The organism is Pelagivirga sediminicola, assembly GCF_003072125.1.
Taxonomy (GTDB): Bacteria; Pseudomonadota; Alphaproteobacteria; order Rhodobacterales; family Rhodobacteraceae; genus Roseovarius; species Roseovarius sediminicola.
In genome coordinates this window covers 63,941-76,275 of sequence record NZ_QCYH01000002.1, presented here as the reverse complement: position 1 = coordinate 76,275, position 12,335 = coordinate 63,941, and the positions used below count along the sequence as shown (strand labels likewise).

Annotated in this window: 11 protein-coding genes; 5 read left to right on the top strand and 6 right to left on the bottom strand. The window is 64.5% G+C overall.

The window, feature by feature from the left end:
- Window position 1 precedes the first annotated feature (1 nt).
- Window positions 2-1,288: an ArgE/DapE family deacylase gene (locus DC366_RS03995; protein ID WP_108691328.1), complete on the bottom strand. Its 1,287-nt coding sequence runs from the start codon at window positions 1,286-1,288 to the stop codon at window positions 2-4.
- 288 nt (window positions 1,289-1,576) lie between these two features.
- Here DC366_RS03995 and DC366_RS03990 point away from each other — a divergent pair, with 288 nt between their 5' ends.
- Together DC366_RS03990 and DC366_RS03985 are read left to right on the top strand one after the other, a co-directional pair.
- Window positions 1,577-2,329 (top strand): phosphatidylserine decarboxylase, encoded by a 753-nt coding sequence (locus DC366_RS03990; protein ID WP_279305752.1) that lies wholly within the window; start codon window positions 1,577-1,579, stop codon window positions 2,327-2,329.
- A complete protein-coding gene (locus DC366_RS03985) occupies window positions 2,326-3,066 on the top strand; it encodes a CDP-alcohol phosphatidyltransferase family protein (protein ID WP_108690929.1) in 741 nt (246 codons plus the stop codon). Before DC366_RS03990 ends, DC366_RS03985 begins: the two co-directional genes overlap by 4 nt.
- Before the next feature lie 32 nt (window positions 3,067-3,098).
- Here the strand turns inward: DC366_RS03985 and DC366_RS03980 are convergent, their stop codons facing one another.
- The 4 genes from DC366_RS03980 to DC366_RS03965 all read right to left on the bottom strand — a co-directional run bounded on the left by DC366_RS03980 (window position 3,099) and on the right by DC366_RS03965 (window position 8,324).
- Complete coding sequence (locus DC366_RS03980; RefSeq protein ID WP_108690928.1) at window positions 3,099-5,336, bottom strand: xanthine dehydrogenase family protein molybdopterin-binding subunit; 2,238 nt, start codon at window positions 5,334-5,336, stop codon at window positions 3,099-3,101.
- 37 nt (window positions 5,337-5,373) lie between these two features.
- Window positions 5,374-5,829: a (2Fe-2S)-binding protein gene (locus DC366_RS03975; RefSeq protein WP_108690927.1), complete on the bottom strand. Its 456-nt coding sequence runs from the start codon at window positions 5,827-5,829 to the stop codon at window positions 5,374-5,376.
- The gene (locus tag DC366_RS03970) at window positions 5,826-7,127 is read right to left on the bottom strand and encodes a cytochrome c (protein ID WP_108690926.1); all 1,302 of its coding nucleotides are present in this window, start codon (window positions 7,125-7,127) and stop codon (window positions 5,826-5,828) included. The genes DC366_RS03975 and DC366_RS03970 overlap by 4 nt, the downstream gene beginning before the upstream one ends.
- A gap of 138 nt (window positions 7,128-7,265) precedes the next feature.
- Window positions 7,266-8,324, bottom strand: a complete 1,059-nt coding sequence (locus tag DC366_RS03965) for a C45 family autoproteolytic acyltransferase/hydrolase (protein ID WP_108690925.1) — start codon at window positions 8,322-8,324, stop codon at window positions 7,266-7,268.
- A 161-nt stretch (window positions 8,325-8,485) separates the two neighbouring features.
- Here DC366_RS03965 and DC366_RS03960 point away from each other — a divergent pair, with 161 nt between their 5' ends.
- Window positions 8,486-8,821, top strand: a complete 336-nt coding sequence (locus tag DC366_RS03960; protein WP_108690924.1) for a hypothetical protein — start codon at window positions 8,486-8,488, stop codon at window positions 8,819-8,821.
- Window positions 8,822-8,839: 18 nt separating this feature from the next.
- Here DC366_RS03960 and DC366_RS03955 read toward each other — a convergent pair whose 3' ends face one another.
- Window positions 8,840-10,312, bottom strand: coding sequence for a biotin carboxylase (locus DC366_RS03955; RefSeq protein WP_108690923.1), 1,473 nt, complete (start codon window positions 10,310-10,312; stop codon window positions 8,840-8,842).
- A gap of 392 nt (window positions 10,313-10,704) precedes the next feature.
- On the opposite strand from DC366_RS03955, the gene DC366_RS03950 reads away from it, so the two are divergent.
- Together DC366_RS03950 and DC366_RS03945 are read left to right on the top strand one after the other, a co-directional pair.
- Window positions 10,705-11,727, top strand: coding sequence for a TRAP transporter substrate-binding protein (locus tag DC366_RS03950; protein ID WP_108690922.1), 1,023 nt, complete (start codon window positions 10,705-10,707; stop codon window positions 11,725-11,727).
- Window positions 11,727-12,335 carry a TRAP transporter small permease subunit gene (locus DC366_RS03945; RefSeq protein ID WP_108690921.1) on the top strand — a complete coding sequence of 203 codons (609 nt, stop codon included), beginning with the start codon at window positions 11,727-11,729 and terminating at the stop codon, window positions 12,333-12,335. Before DC366_RS03950 ends, DC366_RS03945 begins: the two co-directional genes overlap by 1 nt.

The following is a 12,335-nucleotide window of genomic DNA, read 5'->3' as shown; positions in this document are numbered from 1 at the left end:
ATCACGCCACGGCCTCGGTGCCGCACCATTCGGCGATGAAAAGCGTCATCGTCTTGGTGATCCGCCTGAGCGACTCCAGATCGACCGCCTCATCGAAGCCGTGAACATTGCGCGAGATCGGCCCATAGCAAAGGGCCGGTATCTGATTGTAGAGTGCATAGACGCGCGTGTCGATGTAGCCCGGCAGCATTGCGGCCTCCATCGGGGCGCCGAACGCGGCCTCATGCGCGGCGCCCAGCACGTCCTCGGCGTCGCTGCCCGGCTCCAGCACGAAACCCTCCGCATGAAATCCGTTAACCACGACTTCGGGCGGATTGTTGGCCAGAAACGCGTCATTGCGCGCGTGGTCTGCAACACAGTCGCGCACCTGCTGCGCCACGTCGGCGGCGCTGGTGCCGGGATAGATCGACACGCGGCAATCGATCGTGCACCACGACGGCACGGACGAGGCCCAATCGCCCCCGGCGATCTTGCCGATGTTCAGGTTGATGGGGTGGCCCGCATCCTCGAAATGCGGATGATCGCCCTTTTCGGCGTTCCATTTTTCCTCAAGTCGGCGCAGCGCGCCGATGACGCCGTAGGCCGCGTCGATCGCGTTCGCGCCCTCGCCCATGTCGGACACATGCACCGGCACGCCCTGAACCTTCAGCTGGAACCACAGAACGCCGACATTGGCGCGCACCAGCCTGTTGCCCGTCGGCTCGGGGATCAGGGCCGCGTCGGCGGTGTAGCCGCGCAAATACGTCATCAGTGATCCGTTGCCGGTGGATTCCTCCTCGACCACGGACTGAACATAAACCGTCGCCGCCGGTTGCAGGCCGATGCGGCGCAGCGCGTCCAGCGCCGCCAGATTGGCGGCCGAGCCGGCCTTCATGTCGGCGCCGCCGCGGCCATACATCCAGCCGTCTTTGATCTCGCCCGAAAAGGGTGCATCGCTCCACATCTCGTGCGGGCCTTCGGGGACCACGTCCAGATGCGCGTTCAGGATCAGCGACCGGCCGGTTTCATTGCGCGGGTGATGGATCCCGACAACGATCGGCGCGTCCGAGTGATGCTCGGAAAAAGGCGATCCGCCGGGATGGGCCATGATCGCGTCGCGGTCCATGTCAAAGCGGTCGACCTTCATGCCGCGGCTTTGAAACTCGCGAAACACCAGATCCTGAATGGCATGCTCCTGGCCCCGCAGAGAGGGCAGGTTCACCAGCTTTTTCGTATAGGCCAGCTGCGCGTCGAACCCGTCATCGACCGACTGCAATATCCTGTCCCTCAGCTCATCCGACAGCGCCATGCCACCCTCCATAGGTTCATCTGCATCTGCGATAGCTAAAGGGATTGGCGCCGGTCCAGTCAAGGAATGGATATTGCAGCGATCAGGTGATACAGCTGATCCAAGCAATTGGACGCGCTGCTGGATGCGGCGGCCGAAATCCGATTTTGCCTGAAGGCCGAGTGATCTTGGCCAGAGGGCGCATTGCCAACCGCATCGATAGCGCCGCAAACGGCGTCGCACGCAAAACCGCTTGGACGTTTCGGCGCGGGCGCGCTAAGCTGCGCTCGCGTCATTTGCCGGGACCAGATGCGATGCCGCGCTGCAAGAACCCTCCCGCATCCTTTTGAATCCTGTGAAAGTCCATCCATGAACATGCTCAAGATCGTCGCCGTTCCCATGCACAGGGAAGGCCGGAAATTTGTCGCGATCTTCGCCGCGATTACCATCATTCTGGGCCTCGTCTGGCAGCCGCTCTTCTGGCTGGGCTGCGGCGCGACGGTCTGGTGCTATTACTTCTTCCGCGATCCGGTGCGCGTGATCCCCCAGCAGGAGGGGCTGATCCTGTCGCCCGCCGATGGCGTCGTGTCGCTGATCCAGTATGTCGTGCCACCGTCCGAACTGGATCTGGGCGATGCGCCGGTGACGCGCGTGTCGGTCTTCATGAACGTGTTCAACTGCCACGTGAACCGCGCGCCGCTTACCGGCACGGTGCGCAAGATCGCCTATCACAAGGGGCAGTTCCTCAACGCGTCCTTCGACAAGGCCAGCGAGTTGAACGAGCGCAACGCGCTGATGATCGAAACGCCCGAAGGCGTGCGGATCGGCGTGGTGCAGATCGCGGGGCTCGTCGCGCGGCGCATCGTCTGTTTCGTGCGCGAGGGCGACGCTGTCGAGGCCGGACACCGCTTTGGCCTGATCCGGTTTGGCAGCCGGCTGGATGTCTATCTGCCCGAAGGCGTCGCGCCGCTTGTCTCGGTCGGCCAGACCGCCGTGGCGGGCGAGACGATTCTGGCCGATCTGGCCACGCCGGACGCCCGCCGCCCCGGAGTGCCGCAATGACCCGGCCCCAGCGCATCAAGCTGCGCCACCTCGTCCCCAGCATCGTGACCGTTTTTGCGATATGCGCGGGCATGACATCGGTCCGGATGAGCCTTGAGGGGCATCTGACCGCAAGCCTCTATTTCATCCTGCTGGCGGTGTTTCTGGACGCCGCCGACGGCAGGCTGGCGCGATATCTGGATTCGACCAGCCCGTTCGGCGCCGAGCTGGACAGCCTCGCGGATTTCTTCAATTTCGGCATCGCGCCGGGACTGCTTTTGTACAACACGCTTTATACCGGAACGACATATGCCAGCCTCGGCTGGCTGGCGACACTGGTACTGGCGGTGTGCTGCGCGCTGCGGCTGGCGCGGTTCAACCTGTCCATCGACCGGGCCGACGTGACGCTGAAGAAGGACGGGTTCTTCGTGGGCGTGCCGGCCCCGGCGCTGGCCTGCCTTGCGCTGATGCCGATCTTTCTGCACCTCAGCGGCTGGCAGAACACCGATCTTCCGGTTGCGCGCAGTTTCTACATCATCGGCGTCGGATTGCTGGCGGTCAGCACCATCCCGACCTTTTCGATCAAGCACGCGTCGGTCAAGATCACCCATTTTCCGTTTATCGTGGTCGGCGCGGTGATCCTGGTGGTTGGCCTCGTGGTCTATCCGTGGCCGACGCTGATCATCGGCAACATCCTTTACCTGGGATCGCTGCCGCTGTCGTATCTTGCCTTCCGCAAGTCACACGGCCGCACCTGACACAGGCCGCCGGGGCTGAACGCGGCCCGCGTTCAGCCCCGCGCCTCGGACAAGGCCGCGCGCAGCTTTTCCGGTTTGAACGGGACCGAGCGCAGGCGCGCGCCGACGGCATCGAATACCGCATTGGATATGGCGGCGGATACGACGACCGCCGTCGGCTCGCCAGCGCCCCATGGCGGATCATTGGGCCTGTCGATCAGCTCGATCCGGACCTCCGGCACGTCCTTGAACCGCATGATCGGATAGCTTGCCCAGTCAAGGCTGGTCACCATGCGCCGATCGAATGTCAGCTCTTCCATCAGCGTGCGGCTGGTGGTCTGGATCACGTTGCCCTCGATCTGGGCGCGCACGCCGGCGGGGTTGATGATCTGGCCGCAATCGTGGACCACGTGAAAGCGGTCCACCTTGATGGCGCCGGAATGGGCGTCCAGCGTCACCTCGGCCACGACGCCGACATACGTGCGCTTGAGCTCATACTTGACATAGGCCATGCCGCGCCCGGCAAGCCGGGCGCCCTCCTGCCCGCTGCTCGGCGACGGGCGCGCCTCCCATTCCGAGAAGTCGCGCAGCCGGTCCAGCACCTCCAGCCCGCGCGCATCGGACTGGTCGATCAGCCCGCGCCGGTATTCCATCGGATCGGCGCCCAGCTCGGCCGCGATCTCGTCGATGAAGCACTCGTTGGCAAAGGTGTTCTGCATCCGGCCCGGCGCCCGGATCCAGGACGGGCGCAGCGGCGTCGTCTCCAGCCGGTGGCAGACGGTGCGCACATTGGGAAAACCGTAGGGGATGGCGGAATCGTTGGTGATGCCGCCGGGGTTAAGCTCGGACGTCGTCGGCAGATCGGCAAGATCCGCGCCCAGAAGCGCGACGCGCCCGCCGCCGCCCTGCGGGATGAAGAATTCGGTGTCCCACGCGCTCACGTCGCCCGCATCGTCGAACCTGGCCGTCATGTCGATCAACGTGGGCGGCCCCTTGGGATCCCAGCCATGTTCGTCATGGCGCATCCACTGCACCCGCACGGGGCGGCCAACCTCGCGCGCCAAAAGCGCGGCGTCGGCGGCGGCATCCTCGTGCCCGTTACGCCCGTAGCAACCCGCGCCCTCGATATAGATGCAGCGGATATCGTCGTCGGGGATCCCGAACATATCCGAAAGCTGCCTGCGCAGCCGGTGGGTGGCCTGCGACGACGACCAACTGATCAGCTTGCCATCGGTGAAATCGGCCACCGCGCAGGACGGCCCGATGGAGCCGTGGGTGTGCAGCGCGAAATCGTAGGTGGCCGTGATCTCGCGCGCGGAGGGCGCCGCATCCACATCGCCGATATCGCTGGTCATCTCGTCCTTGACGATAGGCGTCTGGCGCACGTGCTCCCACAGCTCGGCCTGATCGGGCAGGCTGTCGGCGGCGTCCCACGTCACGGCCAATTCGCGCGCGGCCCGCACGGCGGTCCATTCATCCTCGGCCACCACGGCCAGAAAGGCGCCCTTGCGCACGATCTGGACGTCCTTCAGATGCGAGATCGACGCCTCATCGACGGCGTTGATCGCGGCGCTTATGGCGGGCGGGCGCACGACGCGGGCATGCACCATGCCCTCCAGCTTGAAATCCTGCATATACTGGAAATCGCCGGTGATCTTGCCGGGCAGACCATCGCGGATGATGGGCTGTCCGACGATGGTGAAACTCGCCGGATCCTTCAGCGCCGCGTCCTCGTCAAGGTCCAGATCGAACGCCGCGCCCTTCAGCAGGTCGGCATAGGAAATGCTTTGCCCGCCGCCCGAGATGACGCCATCGCTGATCGACAGCGCGCTGCGCTCCGCGCCGAATTGCTCGGCCGCGTTGGCCAGCATCGCCTCGCGTGCAGTGGCGGCGGCCAGGCGGATCGCCTTGCCGCCCACCTCGATCGAGAGGCTCCCATAGGTCGGGCCCTGATCGGGGGTCAGCGCGGTGTCGCCCTCGATCACCGTGACACGCTCCAGCGGCACATACAGCTCCTCGGCCACCATCTGGGCAAAGCCGGTGCGCACGCCCGTGCCATAGTCGATCTTGCCGCTATAGACCGTGACGAGGCCGTCTGCGTCGATCGCCAGATAGGATTGCACCGCATCCAGCGAGACGGATTTCAGCTCGCCCGCCTGCGGCAGATCCTGCGCCTGCACGCGGCCCGCGCCGAGCGAAAACGCCACGACAAGCCCTCCCGCCCCTTTCAGAAGGCTGCGGCGGGTCAGGGTGCGCCGGGTCTCACTGGCGGTCTTTGTCGCGATGGTCATGGCGTCGCTCTCCTCTTCGGGTCCGGTCCGGCAGCGCTCAGCTGCGCGCCGCGCGCTTGACGGCGCGGATGATCGCGGCGTGGGTGCCGCAGCGGCATAGGTTGGTCTGCATCCCGTCCAGGATCTGATCATCGGTCGGGTCGGGATTGCGCTCCAGCAGGTGCTGCGCGCGCATCACCATACCGGCGATGCAATAGCCGCACTGCGCGGCCTGCTCCTCGATAAAGGCGCGGTGCACCTTGCCGGGCTCGCCATCCTCCAGCAGCCCCTCGGTGGTGGTGACGGCCCGCCCTTCAAGCGCCGAGATCGGCATCAGGCACGAATAGACGGCGCGCCCGTCGACGATGACGGTGCAGGCGCCGCACTGGCCCAGACCGCAGCCGAACTTGGCCCCGCGCAGGCCGATCTGGTCGCGCAGCGCGTAAAGCAGGGGCATCGAGGGATCGCCCTCCACCTCATGCTGGGTGCCGTTGACATCGATCGTGATACTCATTGCGCATCTCCCTCACGGTTTTCGTCCGGGTCCACCTGGCCCAGAATGTCCTGCGCCCGCTCCTGCAGGTCTTCCCACGGCGCCTGATCGGAGAACCGCGCACGCACATAACGCGCCAGATCGGCGATCTGCGCAGATGTCAGACTATCCTCGAACGCGGGCATGTAGGGGCCGCCCACGTCGCGATAGGCATCGATGCCGCCCGCGATGGTGCGCAGGGTGTTGATCGGCTTGGAGCTGCGAACGGCCGCACCCGTCGACAGGGGCACGCCGTAGGACGGGTTCAGCGCGCCGCCCTGATCGCGCACCGGGTTGCGGTGGCAATCGGCGCAAGCCCCGGTCCAGAGCGTATGCGCCGCGTCCATGTCCTCGGGCACGCCATTGTCGATGGCGGCCAATTCTTCGGCGGCGCCTTCGGTCAGGCTGGCCACGTAGGTCGCCATTGCGGTGATATCGGCGCGCGGCGCCTGCGCGAGATTTCCCACGGTCTCGCCCATCGGCCCGGCGGCGGCACCATGCGCCCGGCTGAAGCCGTTCGCCAGATAGGCTTCCATCTGTTCGGTGTTCCACGGGCCCGCCTCAGCACCGGCAAGCGGCGGGGCGTACCAGCCGTTGATTTCGGCGCCCGCAAGGAACGCGGCGGATTTTTCGGCGCCGACCGCGTTGCGCGGCGTGTGGCAGGCGCCACAATGGGCCAGCCCCTCGACCAGATAGCGGCCGCGGTTCCAATCGTCGTCCTCGCCCTGCACCGGCGTGATCTGGTCCTTGTCCAGGAACAGAAGGTTCCAGCCCGCCATCAATGCGCGGATGTTGAACGGAAACGGCAGCTCATTTTCCGGCGCACTTTCGGCCACGGCCGGAACCGAGCGCAGATAGGCGTAAAGCGCGCTCATGTCGCTGTCGGTCAGCTTGGTGAAATGGGTGTAAGGAAAGGCAGGATAAAGATGCGTGCCATCGCGGCTGACCCCATCGCGCATGGAGCGGGCGAAGGCGTCCGGCCCCCATGCGCCGATGCCATGCGCGCGGTCCGGTGTGATGTTGACGGCATAAATGGCGCCGAACGGTGTCTCCATCTTGCGCCCGCCAGCGTAGGCGGCGCCGTTCTCCGCAGTATGGCAGCTTTCGCAGTTGCCAAGCTGGGCCAGCTCGTATCCGCGCGCGATCTGCGCCGCGTCCACCTGCGGCGCGGAACCCTCCCTGATCTCGTCGATCGCGGGACGCCAGACGATTGCGAAGGCAATGGCGATCAGTATCAGAAGCACCGCGAACCCAGAAAACCAGAGGCGTCTATGGGTCATGGCGGATCTCCTGTCATTTGCGCGCAATCGGGCCGGTGGGCAAGACACGCGGCCGCGTTGAAAAATCTCAACGCATGACCCAAGATACGGGTTCCAAAAAACTTTGGGTAATGTCAGCCGCCGCTGCCGCGCCGCGTTCTAGCCGCCGAGCGGCACGGCGCCCCCGTCCGGACCCGCGGGCAAGGGCGGCGCGCCCTGCGGCTGCACACTGCGCGAGCCGGTCTCGTTGAAGGCCACCAACCGCGCGCGGGAGTCGATCGCGTCCAGCGTCCAATCCTCGCGCGTGCCATCCATCCACGCCAGCGATATCGTGCCCGCCGCCGGGCGGTAGCAGGCGGTATAGACCGTGCCGAACCCCTTGTCATAACGCGTGCTGGCCAAGGGGGACGTCAGGAACGCCGCCTCCAGTTCGGCAGCGGTCAGCGACGGATCGGACAGCAGATGCTCCAGATGATCGGACCGGCCTTGGGTGTTCGAGAAACGGCCGTGATGCGGCCATTCCACGCCCAGTTGGTGGTTGGTGGCAAAGGGCGTGCGCGTGACGATCGCGGGGCGGTCGGGCGAGACATAGACGGTGGCCCAATCGCCCGAGGCATCCGCGACGGTTAAGTTGTAGGACATGTGCGACGGCACCGCGCGGAGCGCCTCGACAGCCTGCGGGACGTCAACGCACATCTCCAGCACGTAGCGCACGATCAACGGAATTCCGAACCCCGCCGCACTGACGGGCCGGCCCCCGAAGGTCAGCGACACCGCAAGGCCCGCATCGTTCATCCCGTCCGCCAGCCCGACGATTCCCTCGACCATGCCCGCCACGCGGCGCCCGCGCCAGCCGGTCGACAGCAGCGTCGCCTCGTTCAGTTGCGGGTCCAGATCATAGTTGCGGATCAGCAGCGGGCCGTCGGCATCGACCAGCACCGCCTGGGAGCAGTTCACCAGATACTTGGGCGGCGACCAGAAGCTGAGGAACAGCGCCGCATCCGTATCATCGCCGCACAGCCGCACCCAGCGGTCCCAGAGCGTCTCGAATTCGGGCATGTGGCGGCGCAGGGCAAGGCGCGCATCGCGCAGATCGGCAGGCGCCGCGGTGCGCCGGGTGCGCTGCCAGTCGGACCAGCCGGGCCAGCCGCGGGCGAAAACCTCGCGCAGGGCGCCCGATGGCCGGTCTTCTGCGAGGCTGGTGAAGTTCAGTTGCATGATATGTCCAAGAAATGCGGCACGAGGAAGAATGAGACGCTATTGTGAGCTGCGATGTGCCTTCTGCACGGCACGTGCGCCGCGCCGTGACACGGGCGCCGCACCATTGTGCATGATGGCTTGATATTGACTTTGAGTCCCGCTTTGTCAAGATCGCGGGCATGCTGCAATCCCCTGTCCCCGCCGGAACCATCCGCCAGACCGATATTCAGGCGCTGGTTCAGACGTACCGGATCACGCAATATCCGGCGATCGTGCGGGTCCGGCGCACGATGCAGGGCGGCGGTTTCGGGGACCAGGATCGCAACCCGTTCACCTGGACCGTTTTCTTTCTGGTGGACGGCGTCTGGATGTCGCTGGAGAGCGCGCGGGGCATGCGCCGCGAATGGGGGAGCCTCGACAAGCTGGAAGTGTGGCTGCGCGGTCAGGGATTCGGGTTTTTCTGGGTCAGAAATGACATCGACGCCATCGGCGCGCCGAACGGGGACGCAGAATAGCCCCCGTTCGCGCATGGCTCAGAACCATTTGCCGGCCGTCATGTCCGCCGGCATCGCAACTTCGGTTTCGGCGGTCAGCGGAACGCTGGTGAACTGCGCCTTGATCGCGCTGTTCCACATCTTGGCCCGGTCCAGAAGCTCGCGCTCGTCCGACTGCATCCGCCCGCGCGCCAGTACGCAGCCCAGATCGGCGCCGTGATAGCAGTATTCGCCCACCCCGTAGACCCGCAGGTAAAACGCCTCATGCTCGTCGCCCAGCGCGTTGATGTTGTGCCCCGGCCGCACGAAGCTGATGCTGCCATCCTCGGCCATCGTCCAGATGCCCGATTGCGGTGCGTGGGTGATCAGCTCGACCTTGTCCTCGGTCTGCTTGAGGATCAGCTGCGTCCAGTAATCGTAATGATTCCAGCGGCTTTGCACCTCGTCTAGGTCGATCTCGTAATCGACATCCATGAATTCCAGCAGATGGAACAGGAACATCGGGCAGCCGCCATAGGTGGAGGTGATGAGGTTCGTGGGCGGCGTCGCGCCCGAGACGCGCGGGTTGATCTCGCCAAGATAGACCTCGTTGGTGTCCGTATCCAGCAGGAAATCGGTGCAGAAAACGCCCTTGTACCCCTCTTTGTAGAGCTGATCGCCCAGCTTGCGCGCCATCTCGCGCACCTTGTCGGGCACGCCGTCCGGCAGGATGGCCGGGGACACGTCATTGCCGCACCAGCCGCCCTTGTAGGGGGTGATTTCCTCAAAGCCGGTGATGTCGGTCATCACCGGGCCCACCAACGTTCCGTGCCGCGTCGCGCAGCCCTCGATGGTGCCGGGCAGATGGTTCAAGCGCTTCATCACCTTCAGCTTTTCGCCGATGACCTTGGCCGAGACCTTGTCCCAGTCCTCCTGTGAGGTGATGAAGAACGTCGTGCGCCCGCTGTCGCCGTAAGGCGTCTGCACCACCAAATCGCTGCCCAGACCCGCGCTGTCCGCCAGCTGGCTCAGCGCCTCGTAACTATCCGCCTCGCCCATTACGTTGGGCGCGCTGGCGACGCCGCCGACATTGCCGATTCGCGTCGTCTCGATCTTGCTGTCCAGACGATGGCGCAGCTCGTTCGTCGGCAGCGCGATCTTCAGGCCGATCTCGCGGCACAGATCCTCGGTCTTTTCGTCGAACATCACGAACACGGCCAGACCGGGATCGCGCTGAGCGACCCGCTCGCGGAATTCGGGGTGATCGACCAGGTAGTTGCCCACGTCCTCCATCGACTGGAACACCGGCGCGCCGATCTGGGTGGGCTTGAAGACGCGCGGATGCTGGCCGTCGAAGACATCGAAATAATTGACGAATTCCAGCCCGCCAACCCATTGGTCCAGCCCCATCAGGTTGAAGGGCGTCGGCATGATCACGTAAATCGGGGTCTTGTTGCGGCGCATGTAGCGGTAGATCTCGGTCAGGCCGACCAGCTTTTCCTTGGGCGCCTTGGCTTGCTTCTTCTTGGCCATTCTCATGTCTCTCCTGTTGGTGAGTGCCATCGCGCGCGGTGAGGCATTTCGCTCATCTTGCAGCGCGCGATCGTTTTTCCGGGTTGCGCTGGTGGGCCGCGCAGTTTCGACATGATGTAAGATGCGCGGCGTCATGGCCAGATACCTTTGACCAAATCGCGCAAACAAGCACTCAAGCGCTTGTTTCCAAACCCCTATTAGGGCGCAGGCACCCCCTGTTCGCGCAGCAATCGGGCACGGCCCGCACATTATCGTTGTCGGCAATATAGACCATGATGTAGGCTTTCATCGCAGGCCCCGCCGCGCGGGGCGACAAAGCGGGGGCATGTCCGAGCGATGACGCGCCCCCTGATAAAGGGCGCAAATGCGTCCACCTTGGAGGGAAAAATCATATGACAATAAACCTGCTCACGCGCCGTGCCGCGCTTACCGCACTGTCCGGCGCCGTGGCGCTGTCGGCTATCGCATCCGCGGCCAGCGCAGACACCACGCGGCTGCGGTTCCACACGTTCATGGGCACCGAGATCGACCCGATCATCGAAACGTTCCAGGACACCGTGAAGGAAAAATCCGGCGGCGACCTGCGCGTTCAGGTGTTCCACGGCGGCGAGCTGGTGGCCAGCGACCAACTGCTTGAGGCGACGTCCAAAGGCTCCATCGACATCGCTCACGGCGTCGGCAGCTACTGGTCCGGCCAGGTGGACATCGGCAACATCGAGGCCGGCCTGCCCGGCGGATGGACCAGCCTGGAGGAGGCCCGCGCGTTCTTCGACAGCGAGCCGGTCGATACGATCCTGACCGAAGCCTATGAGGAGGCCGGCGTTGTCTATCTGGGCAAGGCCTACGGTCACGATTACGACCTGCTGACCAAAGAGCCGGTCACGTCGCTGGAGGATCTTAAGACGCGCAAGATCCGCGCAACCTCGCAAATCGCCAAGGTACTGGGAAGCTTTGACATTCCGACGGTCTACTTGCCTGCGGGCGAGCTTTATATCGCGCTGTCCACCGGCGTGATCGACGGCGCCATCTATGGCGGCCCGATCGAGTATGAGCAGCTGAAGCTGAACGAGACGGCGACGCATTACACCCGCCTCAACATGCTGATGCCCGGCTGGACCGACACGTTCATCGCGAACCCCGAGAAGTGGAATGCACTGTCGGACGAGCACAAGGCGATCATGGAGGACGCCATCGCGCAATACGCGACCGACCTCAACGAATGGCTTGCCGCCGGCAACCAGTCGGTCGTGGACAAGGGCGACGTGTTCGAATTCTCGGTTCTGCCCGAAGAGGATTCCAAGCAGCTGACCGTGGCCGCGCAGGAAGTCTGGCAGGAAGAGGCCGACCGCTCCGAGCGCAACGCCAAGCTGATCGAGCTGCTGATCGAGAACGCCAAGGCGCAAGGCCGCCTGTGATGGCTTGGGTGACAAGATATCTTGTCGCCCAGGACGGCCTGTCCGAATATGTCGGGCGGGCCATTTCCTGGCTGACGGTCGCGATGATCGGCGTTCTGATGATCGAAATCGTCTCGCGGTATTTCCTCGATGCCCCGACGCTCTGGGCGCATGAGACCAGCACCATGCTCTATGGTGCGTTCTGCATGCTGGCGGGCTGCTATACCTTGCGCCACCGCGGCCATGTGCGCAGCGAGGTCATCTGGGGTGCCCTGCCCGAACGCGGCCGCGCCTTTTGCGATGTGCTGATCTTCTCTTCCGGGGCTGTGGTTCTGGCCATCTTCCTGAAACTGTCGATCACCTTCGCCGCCGAAAGCTGGGCCGTGCTGGAATACTCCAACAAAAGCATGTGGCAGCCGCCGCTCTATCCGATCAAGACGGTCATTCCCATCGCCGTTGGTCTGATCCTGCTGCAAAGCCTCGCCGAGTTGCTGCGCGCGCTGCTGACGCTGCTGAAGATCGACTATGACGATCCGCGCGAGAACGAGATCGAATCGGATATCGACCCCGAATTGCTGCCTTCCATCCTGGACGGCGACACGGCCGCGGCCGTAGACACCAAACGCTGA